Genomic DNA, 17,136 nt, shown 5'->3' with positions numbered 1-17,136 from the left:
GAGGCTGCACACCCATGGCACGCGACTATCCCCTCGACCGTTACCGGAACTTCGGTATTATTGCGCATATCGATGCCGGTAAGACCACCTGTTCCGAGCGTATCCTGTATTACACAGGCAAATCCCACAACATCGGCGAAGTCCACGACGGCGCCGCGACGATGGACTGGATGGAGCAAGAGCAGGAACGGGGTATCACCATTACCTCGGCTGCGACGACGACATTCTGGGAACGCACAGAGAACGGCACAGAAGCCGATTCTCCCAAGCACCGCATGAACATCATCGATACCCCCGGCCACGTTGACTTCACCATCGAAGTCGAGCGTTCCTTGGCGGTTCTCGATGGTGCGGTTACCGTTCTTGACGGTAACGCCGGTGTTGAGCCCCAGACCGAAACCGTTTGGCGTCAGGCCGACCGCTACAAAGTTCCGCGGATCGTCTTCGTCAACAAAATGGACAAGATCGGCGCAGACTTCTTCAACTGCGTGCGCATGATCGAAGACCGCACCGGCGCGACCGCGATTCCGGTTGGTATTCCGATCGGTGCCGAGACCGAGCTTGAAGGTCTGATCGATCTGGTGACCATGGAAGAATGGCTGTGGCAGGGTGAAGACCTTGGTGCATCCTGGATCAAGGCTCCGATCCGCGACAGCTTGAAGGCGCAAGCCGACGAATGGCGTGGCAAAATGGTCGAAGCCGCCGTCGAAATGGACGACGACGCGATGGAAGCCTACCTCATGGAAGGCACCGAGCCTGACGTGAAAGAATTGCGCGCCTTGCTGCGCAAGGGTTGCTTGGCGTTGAAATTCGTGCCGGTTCTGGGCGGCTCTGCGTTCAAAAACAAAGGCGTCCAGCCGCTGTTGAATGCTGTGATCGATTATCTTCCGTCGCCTTTGGATGTTGTCGATTACATGGGCTTTGCCCCCGGTGACGAGACCGAGACCCGTAACATCCCGCGCCGCGCGGATGATGATATGCCCTTCTCGGCTCTGGCGTTCAAAATCATGAACGACCCCTTCGTCGGCTCGCTGACCTTTACCCGCATCTATTCGGGTAAACTGGCCAAGGGTGACAGCCTTCTGAACTCGACCAAAGGGCGCAAAGAGCGCGTTGGCCGGATGATGATGATGCACTCGAACGACCGTGAAGAAATCACCGAAGCCTTCGCGGGCGACATCATCGCTTTGGCCGGTTTGAAAGACACCACCACGGGCGACACGCTTTGCGCGACCGGCGAGCCGGTGGTTTTGGAAACCATGACCTTCCCCGAGCCCGTCATCGAGATCGCGGTCGAGCCGAAAACCAAGGCCGACCAAGAGAAGATGTCGACCGGTCTGGCCCGTTTGGCGGCTGAAGATCCCTCCTTCCGCGTTGAAACCGATCTTGAGTCGGGTCAAACGATCATGAAGGGCATGGGCGAACTTCACCTCGACATTCTTGTCGACCGTCTGAAGCGCGAATTCAAAGTCGAAGCGAACATCGGTGCGCCGCAAGTGGCCTACCGTGAGACCATCGGCCACGAAGTCGAGCACACCTACACCCACAAGAAACAGTCGGGTGGTTCGGGTCAGTTCGGCGAGGTCAAACTCATCATCACACCGACAGAGCCGGGCGAAGGGTATTCCTTCGAAAGCAAAATCGTTGGTGGCGCGGTTCCCAAGGAATACATCCCTGGCGTCGAAAAAGGCATCAAATCGGTTATGGACAGCGGCCCGCTCGCAGGCTTCCCCGTGATCGACTTCAAGGTGGCCTTGATCGACGGTAAGTTCCACGATGTTGACTCCAGCGTTCTGGCCTTCGAAATCGCGGCACGTATGTGTATGCGTGAAGGCATGCGCAAAGCGGGCGCCAAACTGCTCGAGCCGATCATGAAAGTCGAAGTGATCACGCCGGAAGAATACACCGGTGGTATCATTGGCGATCTGACCTCCCGTCGCGGGCAGGTTCAAGGCCAAGACACCCGCGGCAATGCGATTGCAATCGACGCATTCGTGCCGCTGGCCAATATGTTCGGCTATATCAACACGCTGCGCTCGATGTCCTCGGGCCGTGCGAACTTCTCGATGCAGTTCGGCCACTACGAGGCCGTGCCGCAGAACATCTCTGACGAAATCCAAGCAAAATTTGCGTAATGCAGGCAGGGCGCGCGGCAAGATCGCGCGCCACTGGCCCTTAAAAGACAAAGGAGGCCATCATGGCTAAGGAAAAGTTTGAGCGTAATAAACCGCACGTTAACATCGGCACGATCGGCCACGTTGACCACGGTAAAACCACGCTGACGGCAGCGATCACCAAATATTTTGGTGACTTCAAAGCCTATGATCAGATTGACGGCGCGCCCGAAGAGAAAGCCCGCGGGATCACGATCTCGACGGCGCACGTCGAATACGAGACCGAAAACCGCCACTATGCGCACGTCGATTGCCCCGGCCACGCGGACTATGTGAAGAACATGATCACCGGTGCGGCGCAGATGGACGGCGCGATCTTGGTTGTGAACGCGGCCGATGGCCCGATGCCCCAGACGCGCGAGCACATCTTGCTTGGCCGTCAGGTCGGCATCCCGACCATGGTTGTTTACATGAACAAAGTGGATCAGGTTGACGACGACGAGCTGCTCGAGCTGGTTGAAATGGAAATCCGCGAATTGCTGTCGTCCTACGACTACCCTGGCGACGATATTCCGGTCATCCCCGGTTCGGCTCTGGCCGCTTTGGAAGGCCGCGACAATGCGATCGGCGAAGATTCGATCCGCAAGCTGATGGACGCTGTCGACAGCTGGATCCCGACGCCTGCACGTGCGGTGGACCAGCCCTTCTTGATGCCGATCGAAGACGTGTTCTCGATCTCGGGCCGCGGCACGGTTGTGACCGGCCGTGTCGAGCGCGGTGTGATCAACGTGGGCGACGAGATCGAAATCGTCGGTATCCGCGACACGTCGAAAACCACTTGCACGGGCGTTGAAATGTTCCGCAAGCTGCTCGACCGCGGTGAAGCGGGCGACAACATCGGCGCCTTGCTGCGCGGTGTGGACCGTGAAGGCGTCGAGCGTGGTCAGGTTCTGTGTAAGCCGGGTTCTGTGACCCCGCACACCAAGTTCGAGGCCGAGGCTTATATCCTCACCAAGGACGAGGGTGGCCGTCACACGCCGTTCTTCGCGAACTACCGTCCGCAGTTCTACTTCCGCACGACCGACGTGACCGGCACCGTGACGCTGCCCGAGGGCACCGAGATGGTGATGCCTGGCGATAACCTGAAGTTCGAAGTCGAACTGATCGCCCCGATCGCCATGGAAGACGGCTTGCGCTTCGCCATCCGCGAAGGCGGCCGCACCGTCGGCGCCGGCGTCGTGTCGAAAATCATCGCGTAAGCCAATCTTTTTGGTTGCGAGATCGCAGGCTGCGCTGTAGTGCAGCCTGCAAACTATTTCAGGGTTCGAAGTGGGGCGGGCAATGGTGCGCGTTCGACCTCTCAACTCTTAGCCGCGAAAGGCAATGACTATGCAGTCGCAAAACATTCGCATTCGGCTTAAGGCGTTCGATTATCGTGTGTTGGATGCGTCCACACAAGAAATCGTCAACACCGCAAAGCGCACCGGCGCCACCGTCCGTGGTCCGATTCCGCTGCCGAATAAAATCGAGAAATTCACCGTTCTACGTAGCCCTCACGTGAACAAGAAATCACGCGACCAGTGGGAAATCCGTACCCACAAGCGTCTTCTCGACATCGTTGATCCGACCCCCCAGACCGTGGACGCGCTGATGAAGCTCGACCTCGCCGCTGGTGTGGATGTCGAGATCAAGTTGCAGTCGTAATAGGAGGGTATGAATATGCGCTCTGGTATTATTGCGAAAAAAGTGGGCATGACCCGCTTGTTCATGGAAGACGGCAAGCAGATCCCTGTGACCGTTCTTCAAATGGAAAACCTTCAGGTTGTCGATCAGCGCACCGCTGAGCGCGACGGTTACACGGCTGTTCAGCTGGGTGCCGGTGCGGCCAAAGCAAAGCGCACCTCGAAAGCCATGCGCGGCCATTTCGCCAAAGCAGGTGTCGAGCCGAAACGGAAAGTCGCGGAATTCCGCGTTTCCGCAGAGAACCTCATCGCCATCGGCGAAGAGATCTCGGCCGAGCACTATGTTGTGGGTCAAAAGGTTGACGTTGCCGGCACGTCGATCGGTAAAGGCTTCCAAGGTGCGATGAAGCGTCACAACTTCGGCGGCCTTCGTGCCTCGCACGGTGTGTCGATTTCGCACCGCTCGCACGGCTCCACGGGTCAGTGTCAAGATCCCGGCAAGGTTTTCAAAGGCAAGAAAATGGCCGGTCACATGGGCGCTGTGCGCGTGACCACGCAAAACCTTGAAGTTGTCAAAACCGACGCCGAGCGCGGTTTGGTCATGGTCAAAGGCGCCGTTCCCGGCTCCAAAGGCGGCTGGGTGACGGTCAAGGATGCTGTAAAGAAGAAACTGCCCGAGAACGTCCCGTTCCCGGCGGCTTTGAAATCGGCAGCGGCAGCAGCTCCGGCTGAAGCACCTGCGGAAGGCGGTGAAGCATGAAACTTGATGTGATCAACCTCGACGGCGGCAAAGCCGGTTCTATCGATCTGGACGACGCAATGTTCGATCTTGAGCCGCGTGCCGACATTCTGCACCGTGTGGTCCGTTGGCAGCGTAACAACGCACAAGCCGGCACGCACAAGGTGAAGACCCGTTCGGAAACCTCCTATTCGACCAAGAAGATCTATCGCCAAAAAGGCACCGGCGGCGCACGCCACGGTGACCGTAACGCGCCGATCTTCCGTAAAGGTGGTATCTACAAAGGTCCGACCCCGCGTTCGCACGGTCACGATCTGCCCAAGAAGGTCCGCAAGCTGGGCCTCATGCACGCGTTGTCGGCGAAAGCCAAAGCAGGCGAGCTGGTGGTTATCGAAGCCGCAACCGCATCGGGTAAAACCGGTGCTCTGGCCAAACAGGTGAAGAACCTCGGCTGGAAACGCGCTTTGATCATCGATGGTGCAGAAGTGAACCAAGAGTTCGCCCAAGCGGCCCGTAACATCGAAGGTTTGGACATCCTGCCGACGATGGGCGCAAACGTATATGATATCCTCAAGCGTGACACTCTGGTGATCACCAAAGCGGGTATCGAAGCACTGGAGGCTCGATTGAAATGAGTGCCAAGGCAGAACATTACGATGTGATCCGCAAGCCGATCATCACCGAAAAAGCGACCATGGTTTCCGAAAACGGCGCCATCGTTTTTGAAGTGGCGATCGACAGCAACAAACCCCAGATCAAAGAAGCTGTTGAAGCTTTGTTTGGTGTGAAGGTCAAAGCTGTGAACACCACGATCACCAAAGGTAAAGCCAAGCGGTTCAAAGGCCAGATCGGTCGCCGTAAGGACGTGAAAAAGGCCTATGTGACGCTCGAAGAGGGCAACACAATCGACGTGTCCACCGGACTCTGAGATTTAGGTTTTTAGAATGATTGAAAGCCCCTCGCCGCAAGGCGGGGGGCTTTTGTATTGCTGCGGACTTCGAGCGGACATGGGAAAGGCACTCCAAGGCCTGCCTTGCGCGTTGCGGCTCTGCGTGGCCCGCCACGCGAAGCCAAGGCCGCAGCCCGCCGCGCTATTGGGGGGCTGCCTCTCGGGGTGGCGTTGTGCAGCAGGCGCCGAGCGGGCGGGTGGGGCGACGTGGCAGGCCTGTTTGGTCGCGCACTGTGCCGCGATCACCCAAAGAAATATACCCCTTCCTATAGACAGCCTATCCCCGCCCTGCTACTAGCAGCCATCGCAGCTGGCCTCAGATTCGTTCTGGGGCCGGTTGTTATTTTGTCAGGGACCTTCGGGGCCCTAAAAAATGGCCACCTTCGGGGGGCTACATCGGCGGAACCGGCCCTTTCGGGGCGCTAGGCCGCACAGCAAAACGGAAGACAGAAAGCATGGCACTCAAGTCGTACAAACCGACGACGCCGGGCCAGCGTGGGCTGGTGCTGATCGACCGTTCGGAGCTTTGGAAAGGGCGTCCGGTCAAATCTCTCACAGAGGGTTTGACCAAATCGGGCGGCCGGAACAACACCGGACGGATTACCTCGCGTCGTCGCGGGGGCGGGGCGAAACGCCTCTACCGGATCGTTGATTTCAAACGTAACAAATTCGATGTCGCGGCAACCGTTGAACGGATCGAGTATGACCCGAACCGGACTGCGTTCATCGCACTGATCAAATATGATGACGGCGAGCAAGCCTACATCCTCGCGCCGCAGCGTTTGGCTGTTGGTGACAAGGTGATTGCTTCGGCCAAAGCTGACATCAAGCCGGGCAACGCGATGCCGTTCTCGGGCATGCCGATCGGGACAATCATCCACAACATCGAGATGAAAGCAGGCAAGGGCGGTCAGATCGCTCGTGCGGCTGGCACCTACGCCCAATTCGTTGGTCGTGACGGTGGCTATGCCCAGATCCGCCTGTCTTCGGGCGAACTGCGTCTCGTGCGTCAGGAATGCATGGCCACCGTTGGTGCCGTGTCCAACCCCGACAACTCGAACCAGAACTACGGTAAAGCCGGCCGTATGCGCCACAAAGGCATCCGTCCTTCGGTTCGTGGTGTGGTTATGAACCCCGTCGATCACCCCCATGGTGGTGGTGAAGGTCGTACATCGGGTGGTCGTCACCCTGTGACGCCTTGGGGCAAGCCCACGAAGGGTGCTCGCACTCGCAACAAAAACAAAGCGTCGCAAAAGCTTATCGTTCGCTCGCGCCACGCCAAGAAGAAGGGACGTTAATCGATGTCTCGTTCCGTTTGGAAAGGCCCCTTTGTGGATGCTTACGTGCTTAAGAAAGCCGAAGCAGCTCGCGAGTCGGGTCGTAATGAAGTTATCAAAATCTGGTCGCGCCGCTCGACGATCCTGCCCCAATTCGTGGGTTTGACGTTTGGCGTCTACAACGGCCACAAACACATCCCTGTCAACGTCAGCGAAGACATGATCGGTCAAAAGTTTGGTGAATATTCGCCGACCCGCACCTATTATGGCCATGCCGCCGACAAAAAAGCGAAGCGGAAATAAGCCATGAGCAAGGATAAGAATCCCCGCCGCGTGGCCGATAACGAAGCAATGGCAAAACTGCGCATGCTCCGTACCAGCCCGCAAAAGCTGAACCTTGTTGCTGCGATGATCCGTGGCAAGAAAGTCGGCAAAGCGCTCGACGATCTGACCTTCTCCAAGAAGCGTATCGCGATCGACGTGAAAAAATGCCTGCAATCGGCCATCGCCAATGCCGAGAACAACCACAATCTCGATGTGGATGAACTCGTTGTGGCAGAAGCCTATGTCGGCAAGAACCTCGTGATGAAACGCGGTCGCCCGCGGGCTCGCGGTCGTTTCGGCAAGATTGTCAAACCGTTCTCGGAACTGACGATCAAAGTGCGCCAAGTTGAGGAGCAAGCGAATGGGTAATAAAGTAAATCCGATCGGCATGCGCCTTCAGGTGAACCGCACATGGGACAGCCGTTGGTATGCAGAAAGCAAAGATTTCGGTAATCTTCTTCTCGAAGATATCGCGATCCGCGATTTCATCAACGAAGAGTGCAAGCAAGCCGGCATCAGCCGCGTGATCATCGAACGTCCGCACAAAAAGTGCCGCGTCACGATCCACACCGCCCGTCCGGGTGTCATCATCGGCAAGAAAGGCGCAGACATCGAAACCCTGCGTAAGAAAATCGCCGCGATGACCGACAGCGAGCTGCACCTCAACATCGTTGAAGTGCGCAAGCCCGAGCTTGACGCGCAGCTGGTTGGCGAAAGCATCGCCCAACAGCTCGAACGCCGTGTGTCCTTCCGCCGCGCCATGAAACGCGCCGTGCAGAACGCAATGCGTATGGGTGCCCTTGGTATCCGCGTTAACGTGGCTGGCCGTCTGGGCGGCGCCGAAATCGCGCGTACCGAATGGTATCGCGAGGGCCGTGTGCCGCTGCACACGCTGCGCGCCGACATCGATTACGCTCATGTCGAGGCCACCACGGCTTACGGCATCATCGGCATCAAGACATGGATCTTCAAAGGTGAAATCCTTGAGCATGATCCGTCTGCCCGTGAGCGTAAAGCACAGGAACTCCAAGATGGTCCTACGCCTCGCGGCGCTGGCGGCCGTCGTTAAGGGAGAAGAGAGATGCTTCAACCAAAGCGTACTAAATTCCGCAAGATGCACAAAGGCCGGATCAAAGGTCTGGCAAAAGGCGGCAGCGACCTGAACTTCGGCACATATGGCCTCAAAGCCACCGAGCCGGAGCGCATCACCGCACGTCAAATCGAGGCGGCTCGCCGCGCGATGACACGTCACATGAAGCGTCAGGGCCGTGTCTGGATCCGCATCTTTCCGGATCTGCCTGTCACCTCCAAACCCACCGAAGTCCGGATGGGTAAGGGTAAAGGTTCGGTGGATTTCTGGGCAGCCAAGGTTAAACCTGGCCGTGTGATGTTCGAAATCGACGGTGTGAACGAAGACATCGCCCGCGAGGCCCTGCGCCTTGCTGCGATGAAACTTCCGATCAAAACCCGCGTCGTGGTTCGCGAAGACTGGTAAGTTTGCGCCATAGCAAGAATAGAAAACCCCCGCCGAGACATCGGCGGGGGTTTTTGTTTGAGCGTTGATCGCCGAGCGCTATCGCTTCTTGTTGGATTGCGACAACACTGATCCGGCGAGCGCTTTTGTTTGCTTGCTGTACCGGCCCCCTGAAACGACTTTGGAGGCCTTATCCTCCATTGCCGCGCCGGTCTGTTTGGTGGTGTTGCGTTGAGCCAGCGCGGAACCGGCCAAGCTTTTGGCCGTTGCTGAAGCGTGGGGATTGCGGAGTGTCTTCGAAGCTTTAGACGCAATCGCCCGAGATGTCTTTTTTGTGTTTTTACCCATCGTCCACTCGTTCTTTGTGTTAAATACGCCTGAGTAAATATGCATGAGCAAACGGCGTTCAAGACCGGCAGAGGTAAAATGTAAGGCCGAAGCTCACGATAGTTCGCTCCGTCATGCGACGTCGAACAACAAATGGCGGTCCAGCAGGTTGCCTATCTATAGAGTGTGTGGGTCGTCCGGCCCTATGACCACTTATAATTAAAGCTCACCGAAATCCGGTCGTCTTCGGACATGTTCATCGGCACCTCGTGGCGCAGCCAGCTTTCCCAAAGCAGCACATCACCGACGTCCGGTTTGACGTAGACAAAGTTTTGCATTTCCTTGCGGGCGTCTTTGCGGCGCGGCGGGGCGGCCATCATCATGGCGTGGCGCGGGTCTTCGAGTTTGAGCGCGCTGGCCCCTTCGGGCATGGCCACATAGGTGGTGCCGGAGATCACCGAATGCGGATGGATATGGGCCGAATGGGTGCCGCCTTCGGGCAGGATGTTGATCCACAGGTCTTCAAGCTCGAGCTTGCGCTCATCGAGGTCAAAGCCGAGGTCTTCGGCAAAGGCGGCGACATGTTGGTCCAGAGCTTCGACAATCTGGGCGAAGATCGGAAAGCGCCACGGCAGATCGGTCAGCGAGGCGTAGCTGGTATATCCGGGAAAGTCGTTTTCCTCGCACCAATCTTGGCCTGCCTCATCATCGCCCGCGATCGACAGGCAGGAGTTTTCAAACTCCTGCGCATCCACGGCCGCGCCGAATTCGGACAGGCGGGCGCGGTAGAGGCGGGTGACGAAGAGCGATTCAATCTGTGACATGCATGGGGTTCTAGCGCCAAATGCGCGGCGGGGCGAGGGGGATTTTGGGCGCGGGCGGGAACGCTCTGTTAAGCGCGTCATGGTTAACTGGCCGGAGCCACAAGCCGCAAAAGGCCCGCCCGTGATCGTCAAAACCCTCTCCTTGCTCTTGCCTGCATTGATCCCGTCGTGGCGGTTTTTCAAAACCGTCGAGCCGTCGCCGCGCATCGAGATCAGCACCGCGCAAGAGGGCGGATGGAGCGATTGGGCCGAGCGCCGCCCGCGCCCTGCGCATGTGGGGTTCGGGGCGATGCTGCGGCGGATGGTTTGGAATCCTGCGTGGAACGGCGATCTCTATCTGGTCAGCTGCGCCGAGCGGATGACGGCGGACTATTGCGCCCATAGCGATGCGCAGATCATCGCGGGGGTGCGCGAGGCATTGGCGGGGCAGGGGGCGCGGCTTTTTCGTTACCGTTTGGTTTTTGTGCTGCGCGAAGAGGGGCAGATGGTGATGTTTATCGAGTATGAAAGCCCCGTTTTGCCGATGCGCGAGGGCGCGGCGTGAGTTTCGAGATGGCGCAAAGGCTCACCGAGGTGATGATGGCGCTGGCGATGATCCAGCAAAGCGCCGAGCATATCGCCGCGCGGCGGGCCGATGCGTGGATATTCGTGCCGCGGATAGCGCTGTGTCTTTTGCTGCTGAGCGGTGCGGCGCCCTTGGCCGCCTGTCTTGGGCTATGGGCGGTGATGGTGGTGATGCTCCACCGCTTTGGCGGGCCGTATAACGGCGGCAGCGACAAGATGACGGTGCTGATCCTGACCTGTTTGACCGCCTCACATCTGGCCGTCGGGCAGGTTTGGCGCGAGATGGCCTTGGCCTATCTGGCGGTGCAATTGACCCTGTCGTATTTCGTGTCGGGCTATATCAAGATCATCAATCGCGAATGGCGCTCGGGAAGGGCGTTGTGCGATGTCTTTGCGTTTTCGGCCTATCCGGTGGGCGAGAACCTGCGCGCATGGGCGGATCGGCCGAGGGTGCTTTTTGTGATGTCTTGGGGGGTGATGCTGTTCGAAGTGCTCTTCCCGCTGAGCCTGCTGCATCCTTGGGCCTTGGCGGCGGCGCTTTGCGTTGCGGCGGCGTTTCATTTCAGCAATGCTTGCTTTTTTGGGCTGAACCGGTTTTTCTGGATATGGATCTGCGCCTACCCGTCGATTTTGTGGTTTCAAGCGCGGCTTTTGGGGTAATGCGCGCAAGTTGCGGGGCCAATCGGGGCCGCTGCGGCGCAAACCCGTTGTTATTGGGAAAACATCCAAGGTTTCCCTTGCCCCGCTGATGCGACTCCCCTATAGAACGCCAACTCACGGATTCCCGCCTGCGGGATTCGTGTGTTTTTGTATTCGCCCACCAGGCTCAAGGTCACCCGCAAAGGGGCCTTCTGGTGCTTAGGAAAAAGGACTTCGCTATGAAAGCGCAAGAACTCCGCGATAAGACGCCGGACCAACTCCGCGAGGAATTGGCCAACCTGAAAAAAGAGAGCTTCAATCTCCGTTTTCAGCAAGCAACCGGTCAAATGGAAAACACATCGGGCATGAAAGCGGCACGCCGCAACGCCGCCCGCGTGAAAACCATTTTGAACGAAAAGGCCGCGCAAGCGGCTGCAGAATAAGGGGAGCCTGAGAGATGCCCAAACGTATCCTGACTGGCACCGTGACAAGCGCCGCCAACGAGCAAACCGTAACGGTTTCGGTTGAACGCCGTTTCACGCACCCTGTTCTGAAAAAGACCATCCGTAAGTCCAAAAAGTATCGGGCTCACGATGAGAAGAACGCCTATAAGACAGGTGACACCGTTCGCATCATTGAATGTGCACCGCGTTCGAAAACCAAACGTTGGGAGGTTCTGGAAGCGTAAGCTTTCAGGCCTTTCGGCATTTACGAAACCCTGGGGAACAAGCCCCTGCCAAGCGCAGGAAGCCCCATAGGTCGGGAGAAACCACATGATCCAGATGCAGACCAATCTGGATGTCGCTGACAACTCCGGCGCTCGCCGAGTTCAGTGCATCAAGGTCCTGGGTGGTTCCAAGCGTAAATACGCCTCCGTTGGCGACATCATTGTCGTTTCGGTGAAGGAAGCCATTCCGCGTGGCCGTGTTAAGAAAGGTGACGTCCGTAAGGCCGTCGTCGTTCGCACCGCCAAAGAAGTCCGCCGTGAAGATGGCACCGCGATCCGTTTTGATCGCAACGCCGCCGTGATCCTCAACAACAACAACGAGCCGATCGGCACCCGTATCTTCGGGCCAGTTGTTCGTGAGCTTCGCGCGAAAAACTTCATGAAAATCATCTCGCTTGCTCCGGAGGTGCTGTAATGGCTGCTAAACTCCGCAAAGGTGACAAGGTGATCGTTCTCGCCGGTAAAGACAAAGGTCAAACCGGCACGATTTCCTCCATCGATCCCAAGGCCGGTAAGGCCGTGGTTGATGGTGTGAAAATGGCGATCCGTCACACCCGTCAAAGCCAGACAAGCCAAGGTGGCCGCATCCCGAAAGCGATGCCCATCGATTTGAGCAACCTCGCTTTGGTAGACAAAAACGGCAAAGCAACGCGCGTTGGCTTCCGCATGGAAGGCGACAAGAAAGTGCGCTTTGCAAAAACCACGGGGGATGCAATCGATGCTTGATACCGAAAACTACACCCCGCGCCTCAAGACGCTTTATGCGGACACGATCCGCGCCGCGTTGAAGGAAGAGTTCGGCTACCAGAACGACATGCAGATCCCGCGTCTGGATAAAATCGTTCTGAACATCGGCTGTGGTGCCGAAGCCGTTCGTGACAGCAAGAAAGCCAAATCCGCTCAAGAAGACCTGAGCACGATTGCGGGCCAAAAAGCCGTTACAACGCTTGCGAAGAAATCCATCGCGACGTTCCGCGTGCGTGAAGAAATGCCGCTGGGTGCGAAAGTGACCCTGCGCGGCGAGCGCATGTATGAATTCCTTGATCGTCTGATCACGATTGCATTGCCCCGCGTTCGCGATTTTCGCGGCGTGAACGGCAAAAGCTTTGATGGCCGCGGCAACTATGCCATGGGTCTCAAAGAGCACATCGTTTTCCCCGAGATCGATTTCGACAAAGTCGATGAGAACTGGGGTATGGACATCGTTATTGCCACCACGGCGAAAACCGACGCTGAAGCCAAGGCGCTGTTGAAAGCTTTCAACATGCCCTTCAACAGCTGAAGCAGCGGGAAGGAACATAGACATGGCTAAAAAAGCAATGCTCGAACGTCAGAAAAAGCGCGAAAAGCTGGTGGCAAAATATGCGACCAAACGCGCCGCTCTGAAAGAAATCGTGAACGACGAAAGCAAGCCGATGGAAGAGCGTTTCCGCGCTTCTTTGAAGCTTGCCAAGCTGCCGCGCAACTCTGCGGCTGTGCGCTTGCACAACCGGTGCCAGCTGACCGGTCGTCCCCACGCTTATTACCGTAAGCTCAAAGTCTCGCGGATCATGCTGCGCGAACTGGCCTCCTTTGGTCAGATCCCCGGCATGGTTAAGTCGAGCTGGTAAGGGAGAGATATTATGAACGATCCTATCGGCGATATGCTCACCCGTATCCGTAACGCTCAGATGCGCGGCAAATCCACCGTCATGACGCCTGCTTCCAAGCTGCGCGCATGGGTTTTGGATGTGCTTGCAGATGAAGGTTACATCCGCGGTTATGAGAAAACCACTGGTGCCGACGGCCATCCGGCCATCGAAATCAGCCTGAAATACTACGAAGGCACTCCTGTCATTCGCGAAGTGAAGCGGGTTTCCAAACCTGGCCGTCGCGTTTACATGGGCGTCAATGACATCCCCGTTGTCCGTCAGGGCCTCGGTGTGTCGATTGTCTCCACGCCCAAGGGCGTCATGTCCGATGCAGCTGCACGTTCCGCCAATGTTGGCGGCGAAGTGCTCTGCACCGTGTTCTAAGGAGGTCTGGAATGTCTCGTATTGGTAAGAAACCGGTCGAGCTGCCCGCAGGTGTAACCGCCTCGGTGTCCGGCCAGACCATCGAAGTGAAAGGTCCCAAAGCGACCCAGAACTTCACAGCTACGGATGATGTGACCATCGCTTTGGAAGATAATGCAGTGACGGTGACCCCGCGCGGCAAATCCAAGCGCGCGCGCCAACAGTGGGGCATGAGCCGCACGATTGTCGCCAACATGGTCAAAGGTGTCACCGAGGGCTTCAAAAAAGAGCTCGAGATCAACGGCGTTGGTTATCGTGCGCAGATGCAGGGCAACACCCTGAAGCTGTCGCTCGGTTACAGCCATGATGTGGACTTCGAAGTGCCGGCCGGTGTGACCGTGACCTGCCCGAAGAACACTGAAATCGTGATCGAAGGCGATAGTGCACAACTCGTTGGTCAGGTTGCGGCAAACATCCGCGAATGGCGCAAGCCCGAGCCCTATAAAGGCAAAGGCATCAAATACAAAGACGAGTATATCTTCCGCAAGGAAGGCAAGAAGAAGTAAGGACCCAGGATATGGCAAACAGCAAAAGAACCCTGTTTCTGAAGCGCCGCCTGCGCGTTCGGAACAAACTTCGCAAAGTGAACGCAGGACGTGCGCGTCTTTCGGTTCACCGCAGCAACAAGAACATCAGCGTCCAGCTGATCGACGATGTGAATGGTGTGACCCTCGCTTCGGCTTCTTCTCTCGAGAAGGATCTGGGCATGGTCGGCAAAAACAATGTCGAAGCGGCAACGAAAGTTGGCGCGGCGATTGCCGAGCGGGCCAAAAAGGCCGGCGTCACCGAAGCATATTTCGATCGTGGTGGTTTCCTCTTTCACGGGAAGGTGAAGGCTTTGGCCGACGCTGCTCGTGAAGGTGGGCTGAAGATCTAAGGAGAGACGATATGGCAAGAGAAGGTCAAAACCGGGGTGGGCGTCGCGAGCGCGAAGAAACCCCTGAATTCGCCGATCGTCTGGTCGCGATCAACCGCGTGTCGAAAACTGTGAAGGGTGGTAAGCGTTTCGGCTTTGCCGCGCTTGTGGTTGTCGGCGATCAAAAGGGCCGTGTCGGCTTCGGTAAAGGCAAAGCGAAAGAGGTCCCCGAGGCCATTCGCAAAGCCACCGAGCAAGCCAAGCGCCAGATGATGCGCGTGCAGCTTAAAGAAGGCCGCACATTGCACCACGACATGGAAGGCCGTCATGGCGCTGGCCGTGTTGTGATGCGCACGGCACCGCAAGGTACCGGTATCATCGCCGGTGGCCCAATGCGTGCGGTGTTCGAGATGCTCGGTGTGCAGGACGTTGTTGCGAAGTCGGTTGGCTCGCAGAACCCCTACAACATGATCCGCGCAACGCTGGATGGGCTTCGCAAAGAGTCCAGCCCGCGTTCGGTGGCACAGCGCCGCGGTAAGAAGGTTGCAGACATCTTGAAAAAAGATGATGCGCCTGCTGCCGAAGCTGCTGAAGCGTAAGGAACTGATCCAATGGCAAAAACCATCGTCGTCAAGCAGGTCGGCTCGCCGATCCGCCGCCCCGCGAAACAGCGTGCAACGCTGATCGGTCTGGGCTTGAACAAAATGAACCGCACCCGCGAATTGGAAGATACGCCTTCCGTGCGCGGCATGGTGAACTCGGTTTCGCATATGGTCGAGATCATCGAGGAAAAAGGCTAAGCCTTTCGCCTTCGGTTAAAATTACAAACGCCCCGCAGGAGACTGCGGGGCGTTTTGTTTCCGTCTCGTGGTCAATGGCGGGCGCTTTTCTGGATTGTCGCCTAGGGGTGGCTTGCTGGCGGTCGTCATCCCGCGGCAACCCTACGATCGCGGTTGACTTATGGTTAATCATTGGCAATTTTGCGGCGATTAGGGCGTTGTGCCCTAGTTCGCATTTGGAGTGGATTATGAAAAAGTTTTTTACTGCCACCGCCTTCACATTGGGCGCAGCAGCGGCGCAAGCCGCCCCCGTCAGTTTTTCGGACATGACCTTGAACGGCAGCGCGGCTTTGTCCGGCACAGACCTGCAATTGACCGATGCGGTCGATTGGCAAAACGGATCGGCATGGACCGATGCGGTGGCGATTGCTTCCAACACGACATTCTCGGCGGCGTTTTCCTTTACCATCGCCACGCCCTCGACCGGCGGCGCCGATGGTATCGTTTTTGCCGTGCATAATGACACGGGCGGCACCGCGCAGACCGGCGACGGCGGCGGCGGGATCGGATACCAAGGGATCGGCAATTCGATCGCGGTTGAATTCGACACGTGGGGCAACGGCTCCGGCGATGCTTTCAGCAATAATCACGTCGGGATCAACACCAACGGCAGCACTGCCTCCTTGGTGCTTGCCGATCCGGGCTATACGCTGCAAAGCTCCACGACTTATGCTTGGGTCGAATATGACGGCACATGGCTCGATGTATTTGTGAATAACGCAGGGTTCCAACCGGCGGCACCGCTCTTGTCCTATGCGCTTGATCTGGCCAGCATCGGGAGCACCGGTTTCTTCGGCTTCACCGCTTCGACCGGCGCGGCAAATTCGACCCATACGATCAACAGTTTCGATCTGACCCTTGGCACGGCGGCGCCTATCCCGCTGCCGGCGGGTGGATTGCTTTTGATCGGCGGGATCGGGGCCTTGGCGGGCCTGCGCCGCCGCAAGCGCGGCTAACCGCTTTGTAACGTCGCCCTTTGGCAAAAGGACGCCTCGCAGATCCCTGCGGGGCGTTTTGCGTTGCGCGGGCACGGCGGGTAAACGCGAGACTTGATCCGGCCTGCGAAGGCGTCTATACGCCCCCAGTGGCCTCAGCAGGGGTCATAGAATCATTTGTAAGCCGTGTTTGCCCGCTCCGTCGCTGGAGGGTAGTTCCGGCAAAGGAGAAGCGACATGAAACTGCACGAACTTCGTGACAACCCCGGTGCAACCAAGCCTCGCAAACGCGTCGCACGTGGTCCCGGTTCCGGCACCGGTAAAATGGGTGGCCGTGGTATCAAAGGTCAAAAATCCCGCTCGGGTGTTGCCATTGGCGGCTACGAGGGTGGCCAAATGCCGCTCTACCAACGTTTGCCCAAGCGCGGCTTTAACAAGCCGAACCGCAAATCCTTCGCGGTGGTGAACCTCGGTTTGATCCAGAAATTCATCGACGAGAAAAAATTGGACGCCAAAGCCGCGATCACCGAAGATGCGTTGATCGCATCGGGTCTGGTGCGCCGCAAGCTGGACGGCATCCGCGTTCTGGCCAAAGGCGAGTTCACTGCCAAAGCCAACATCGAAGTGACCGGCGCGTCGAAATCGGCCGTTGAAGCGGTCGAAAAGGCCGGCGGTTCGCTGAAAGTGGCGGCTCCTGCAGCGGCAGAATAAAGATTGAGGTTGTGAGCGGCGCCAACGCCGCTTACATACCCTTGAGTTTTCCCAAAACGCCGCCCGAGCTGGAAAACGCTCTAGGGCGGCGTTTCTATATG

28 protein-coding genes are annotated in these 17,136 nt (G+C 57.6%); 26 read left to right on the top strand and 2 right to left on the bottom strand.

Features of this window, described 5'->3' with window-relative positions:
- Positions 1–14 precede the first annotated feature (14 nt).
- The 11 genes from fusA (at position 15) to rplP (ending at position 8,580) form a co-directional block, all read left to right on the top strand.
- On the top strand, positions 15–2,135 hold the full coding sequence (fusA, locus tag ABWV64_RS06235; RefSeq protein WP_353343398.1) for an elongation factor G: 2,121 nt from the start codon (positions 15–17) through the stop codon (positions 2,133–2,135).
- Positions 2,136–2,197: 62 nt separating this feature from the next.
- Entirely contained in the window at positions 2,198–3,373 is a 1,176-nt protein-coding gene (gene tuf, locus ABWV64_RS06230) for an elongation factor Tu (protein ID WP_353343397.1), read from the top strand.
- A 130-nt stretch (positions 3,374–3,503) separates the two neighbouring features.
- Positions 3,504–3,818 (top strand): 30S ribosomal protein S10, encoded by a 315-nt coding sequence (gene rpsJ / locus ABWV64_RS06225; protein WP_110796347.1) that lies wholly within the window; start codon positions 3,504–3,506, stop codon positions 3,816–3,818.
- Positions 3,819–3,833: 15 nt separating this feature from the next.
- A complete protein-coding gene (gene rplC / locus ABWV64_RS06220; RefSeq protein ID WP_353344538.1) occupies positions 3,834–4,556 on the top strand; it encodes a 50S ribosomal protein L3 in 723 nt (240 codons plus the stop codon).
- On the top strand, positions 4,553–5,170 hold the full coding sequence (gene rplD, locus ABWV64_RS06215) for a 50S ribosomal protein L4 (protein ID WP_353343396.1): 618 nt from the start codon (positions 4,553–4,555) through the stop codon (positions 5,168–5,170). The genes rplC and rplD overlap by 4 nt, the downstream gene beginning before the upstream one ends.
- Entirely contained in the window at positions 5,167–5,463 is a 297-nt protein-coding gene (locus ABWV64_RS06210) for a 50S ribosomal protein L23 (RefSeq protein ID WP_353343395.1), read from the top strand. Before rplD ends, ABWV64_RS06210 begins: the two co-directional genes overlap by 4 nt.
- A 476-nt stretch (positions 5,464–5,939) precedes the next feature.
- On the top strand, positions 5,940–6,782 hold the full coding sequence (gene rplB, locus ABWV64_RS06205; RefSeq protein ID WP_353343394.1) for a 50S ribosomal protein L2: 843 nt from the start codon (positions 5,940–5,942) through the stop codon (positions 6,780–6,782).
- A gap of 3 nt (positions 6,783–6,785) precedes the next feature.
- Positions 6,786–7,064, top strand: a complete 279-nt coding sequence (gene rpsS / locus ABWV64_RS06200) for a 30S ribosomal protein S19 (protein ID WP_010437056.1) — start codon at positions 6,786–6,788, stop codon at positions 7,062–7,064.
- A 3-nt stretch (positions 7,065–7,067) separates the two neighbouring features.
- The gene (rplV, locus tag ABWV64_RS06195) at positions 7,068–7,454 is read left to right on the top strand and encodes a 50S ribosomal protein L22 (RefSeq protein ID WP_353343393.1); all 387 of its coding nucleotides are present in this window, start codon (positions 7,068–7,070) and stop codon (positions 7,452–7,454) included.
- A complete protein-coding gene (gene rpsC / locus ABWV64_RS06190) occupies positions 7,447–8,154 on the top strand; it encodes a 30S ribosomal protein S3 (protein ID WP_353343392.1) in 708 nt (235 codons plus the stop codon). Before rplV ends, rpsC begins: the two co-directional genes overlap by 8 nt.
- 12 nt (positions 8,155–8,166) lie before the next feature.
- On the top strand, positions 8,167–8,580 hold the full coding sequence (gene rplP / locus ABWV64_RS06185; protein WP_353343391.1) for a 50S ribosomal protein L16: 414 nt from the start codon (positions 8,167–8,169) through the stop codon (positions 8,578–8,580).
- 78 nt (positions 8,581–8,658) lie between these two features.
- On the opposite strand, the gene ABWV64_RS06180 is transcribed toward rplP, so the two are convergent.
- Entirely contained in the window at positions 8,659–8,907 is a 249-nt protein-coding gene (locus ABWV64_RS06180; protein WP_353343390.1) for a hypothetical protein, read from the bottom strand.
- A 182-nt stretch (positions 8,908–9,089) separates the two neighbouring features.
- Positions 9,090–9,710: a 2OG-Fe(II) oxygenase family protein gene (locus ABWV64_RS06175; protein WP_353343389.1), complete on the bottom strand. Its 621-nt coding sequence runs from the start codon at positions 9,708–9,710 to the stop codon at positions 9,090–9,092.
- Between the two features lie 121 nt (positions 9,711–9,831).
- Between ABWV64_RS06175 and ABWV64_RS06170 the strand changes: the two genes are divergently transcribed.
- The 15 genes from ABWV64_RS06170 (at position 9,832) to rplO (ending at position 17,035) form a co-directional block, all read left to right on the top strand.
- Positions 9,832–10,254 carry a hypothetical protein gene (locus tag ABWV64_RS06170; RefSeq protein ID WP_353343388.1) on the top strand — a complete coding sequence of 141 codons (423 nt, stop codon included), beginning with the start codon at positions 9,832–9,834 and terminating at the stop codon, positions 10,252–10,254.
- The gene (locus tag ABWV64_RS06165) at positions 10,251–10,934 is read left to right on the top strand and encodes an HTTM domain-containing protein (RefSeq protein WP_353343387.1); all 684 of its coding nucleotides are present in this window, start codon (positions 10,251–10,253) and stop codon (positions 10,932–10,934) included. Before ABWV64_RS06170 ends, ABWV64_RS06165 begins: the two co-directional genes overlap by 4 nt.
- A gap of 218 nt (positions 10,935–11,152) precedes the next feature.
- Complete coding sequence (gene rpmC / locus ABWV64_RS06160; protein ID WP_353343386.1) at positions 11,153–11,356, top strand: 50S ribosomal protein L29; 204 nt, start codon at positions 11,153–11,155, stop codon at positions 11,354–11,356.
- A gap of 14 nt (positions 11,357–11,370) precedes the next feature.
- Entirely contained in the window at positions 11,371–11,601 is a 231-nt protein-coding gene (gene rpsQ, locus ABWV64_RS06155; RefSeq protein ID WP_353343385.1) for a 30S ribosomal protein S17, read from the top strand.
- Between the two features lie 85 nt (positions 11,602–11,686).
- Positions 11,687–12,055 carry a 50S ribosomal protein L14 gene (gene rplN, locus ABWV64_RS06150; protein WP_011567679.1) on the top strand — a complete coding sequence of 123 codons (369 nt, stop codon included), beginning with the start codon at positions 11,687–11,689 and terminating at the stop codon, positions 12,053–12,055.
- Complete coding sequence (rplX, locus tag ABWV64_RS06145) at positions 12,055–12,366, top strand: 50S ribosomal protein L24 (protein ID WP_353343384.1); 312 nt, start codon at positions 12,055–12,057, stop codon at positions 12,364–12,366. Before rplN ends, rplX begins: the two co-directional genes overlap by 1 nt.
- A complete protein-coding gene (rplE, locus tag ABWV64_RS06140; protein WP_353343383.1) occupies positions 12,359–12,922 on the top strand; it encodes a 50S ribosomal protein L5 in 564 nt (187 codons plus the stop codon). The genes rplX and rplE overlap by 8 nt, the downstream gene beginning before the upstream one ends.
- Before the next feature lie 22 nt (positions 12,923–12,944).
- A complete protein-coding gene (gene rpsN, locus ABWV64_RS06135; RefSeq protein WP_353343382.1) occupies positions 12,945–13,250 on the top strand; it encodes a 30S ribosomal protein S14 in 306 nt (101 codons plus the stop codon).
- A 12-nt stretch (positions 13,251–13,262) separates the two neighbouring features.
- The gene (rpsH, locus tag ABWV64_RS06130; RefSeq protein ID WP_353343381.1) at positions 13,263–13,655 is read left to right on the top strand and encodes a 30S ribosomal protein S8; all 393 of its coding nucleotides are present in this window, start codon (positions 13,263–13,265) and stop codon (positions 13,653–13,655) included.
- 11 nt (positions 13,656–13,666) lie between these two features.
- Positions 13,667–14,200 (top strand): 50S ribosomal protein L6, encoded by a 534-nt coding sequence (gene rplF, locus ABWV64_RS06125; protein ID WP_353343380.1) that lies wholly within the window; start codon positions 13,667–13,669, stop codon positions 14,198–14,200.
- An 11-nt stretch (positions 14,201–14,211) separates the two neighbouring features.
- Complete coding sequence (gene rplR / locus ABWV64_RS06120) at positions 14,212–14,571, top strand: 50S ribosomal protein L18 (RefSeq protein ID WP_110796332.1); 360 nt, start codon at positions 14,212–14,214, stop codon at positions 14,569–14,571.
- 11 nt (positions 14,572–14,582) lie between these two features.
- On the top strand, positions 14,583–15,149 hold the full coding sequence (gene rpsE / locus ABWV64_RS06115) for a 30S ribosomal protein S5 (RefSeq protein ID WP_353343379.1): 567 nt from the start codon (positions 14,583–14,585) through the stop codon (positions 15,147–15,149).
- Positions 15,150–15,161: 12 nt separating this feature from the next.
- Positions 15,162–15,350: a 50S ribosomal protein L30 gene (rpmD, locus tag ABWV64_RS06110; RefSeq protein WP_339932885.1), complete on the top strand. Its 189-nt coding sequence runs from the start codon at positions 15,162–15,164 to the stop codon at positions 15,348–15,350.
- A gap of 227 nt (positions 15,351–15,577) precedes the next feature.
- Complete coding sequence (locus ABWV64_RS06105) at positions 15,578–16,345, top strand: L-type lectin-domain containing protein (protein WP_353343378.1); 768 nt, start codon at positions 15,578–15,580, stop codon at positions 16,343–16,345.
- A 216-nt stretch (positions 16,346–16,561) separates the two neighbouring features.
- Complete coding sequence (gene rplO, locus ABWV64_RS06100; protein WP_353343377.1) at positions 16,562–17,035, top strand: 50S ribosomal protein L15; 474 nt, start codon at positions 16,562–16,564, stop codon at positions 17,033–17,035.
- Positions 17,036–17,136 lie beyond the last annotated feature (101 nt).

Origin of the sequence: Litorivita sp. NS0012-18 (genome assembly GCF_040371945.1) — a bacterium.
Taxonomy (GTDB): Bacteria; Pseudomonadota; Alphaproteobacteria; order Rhodobacterales; family Rhodobacteraceae; genus Litorivita.
Note: the sequence above shows the minus strand (reverse complement) of the source record. Positions and strands in the feature narration are given on the sequence as shown.

Bases quoted from the DNA above. Each gene is read 5' to 3' on its own strand.
- rpsC (WP_353343392.1), top strand. From the start codon at position 7,447: ATGGGTAATAAAGTAAATCCGATCGGCATGCGCCTTCAGGTGAACCGC.
- rplN (WP_011567679.1), top strand. From the start codon at position 11,687: ATGATCCAGATGCAGACCAATCTGGATGTCGCTGACAACTCCGGCGCT.
- fusA (WP_353343398.1), top strand. From the start codon at position 15: ATGGCACGCGACTATCCCCTCGACCGTTACCGGAACTTCGGTATTATT.
- rplP (WP_353343391.1), top strand. From the start codon at position 8,167: ATGCTTCAACCAAAGCGTACTAAATTCCGCAAGATGCACAAAGGCCGG.
- ABWV64_RS06210 (WP_353343395.1), top strand. From the start codon at position 5,167: ATGAGTGCCAAGGCAGAACATTACGATGTGATCCGCAAGCCGATCATC.
- rplF (WP_353343380.1), top strand. From the start codon at position 13,667: ATGTCTCGTATTGGTAAGAAACCGGTCGAGCTGCCCGCAGGTGTAACC.
- ABWV64_RS06105 (WP_353343378.1), top strand. From the start codon at position 15,578: ATGAAAAAGTTTTTTACTGCCACCGCCTTCACATTGGGCGCAGCAGCG.
- tuf (WP_353343397.1), top strand. From the start codon at position 2,198: ATGGCTAAGGAAAAGTTTGAGCGTAATAAACCGCACGTTAACATCGGC.
- ABWV64_RS06180 (WP_353343390.1), bottom strand. From the start codon at position 8,907: ATGGGTAAAAACACAAAAAAGACATCTCGGGCGATTGCGTCTAAAGCT.
- rpsH (WP_353343381.1), top strand. From the start codon at position 13,263: ATGAACGATCCTATCGGCGATATGCTCACCCGTATCCGTAACGCTCAG.
- rpsN (WP_353343382.1), top strand. From the start codon at position 12,945: ATGGCTAAAAAAGCAATGCTCGAACGTCAGAAAAAGCGCGAAAAGCTG.
- rpsQ (WP_353343385.1), top strand. From the start codon at position 11,371: ATGCCCAAACGTATCCTGACTGGCACCGTGACAAGCGCCGCCAACGAG.
- rplO (WP_353343377.1), top strand. From the start codon at position 16,562: ATGAAACTGCACGAACTTCGTGACAACCCCGGTGCAACCAAGCCTCGC.
- rplR (WP_110796332.1), top strand. From the start codon at position 14,212: ATGGCAAACAGCAAAAGAACCCTGTTTCTGAAGCGCCGCCTGCGCGTT.
- rpsS (WP_010437056.1), top strand. From the start codon at position 6,786: ATGTCTCGTTCCGTTTGGAAAGGCCCCTTTGTGGATGCTTACGTGCTT.
- rpmC (WP_353343386.1), top strand. From the start codon at position 11,153: ATGAAAGCGCAAGAACTCCGCGATAAGACGCCGGACCAACTCCGCGAG.
- rplX (WP_353343384.1), top strand. From the start codon at position 12,055: ATGGCTGCTAAACTCCGCAAAGGTGACAAGGTGATCGTTCTCGCCGGT.
- rplB (WP_353343394.1), top strand. From the start codon at position 5,940: ATGGCACTCAAGTCGTACAAACCGACGACGCCGGGCCAGCGTGGGCTG.
- rpmD (WP_339932885.1), top strand. From the start codon at position 15,162: ATGGCAAAAACCATCGTCGTCAAGCAGGTCGGCTCGCCGATCCGCCGC.
- rplV (WP_353343393.1), top strand. From the start codon at position 7,068: ATGAGCAAGGATAAGAATCCCCGCCGCGTGGCCGATAACGAAGCAATG.
- rplD (WP_353343396.1), top strand. From the start codon at position 4,553: ATGAAACTTGATGTGATCAACCTCGACGGCGGCAAAGCCGGTTCTATC.
- ABWV64_RS06175 (WP_353343389.1), bottom strand. From the start codon at position 9,710: ATGTCACAGATTGAATCGCTCTTCGTCACCCGCCTCTACCGCGCCCGC.
- rplC (WP_353344538.1), top strand. From the start codon at position 3,834: ATGCGCTCTGGTATTATTGCGAAAAAAGTGGGCATGACCCGCTTGTTC.
- rpsJ (WP_110796347.1), top strand. From the start codon at position 3,504: ATGCAGTCGCAAAACATTCGCATTCGGCTTAAGGCGTTCGATTATCGT.
- rplE (WP_353343383.1), top strand. From the start codon at position 12,359: ATGCTTGATACCGAAAACTACACCCCGCGCCTCAAGACGCTTTATGCG.
- rpsE (WP_353343379.1), top strand. From the start codon at position 14,583: ATGGCAAGAGAAGGTCAAAACCGGGGTGGGCGTCGCGAGCGCGAAGAA.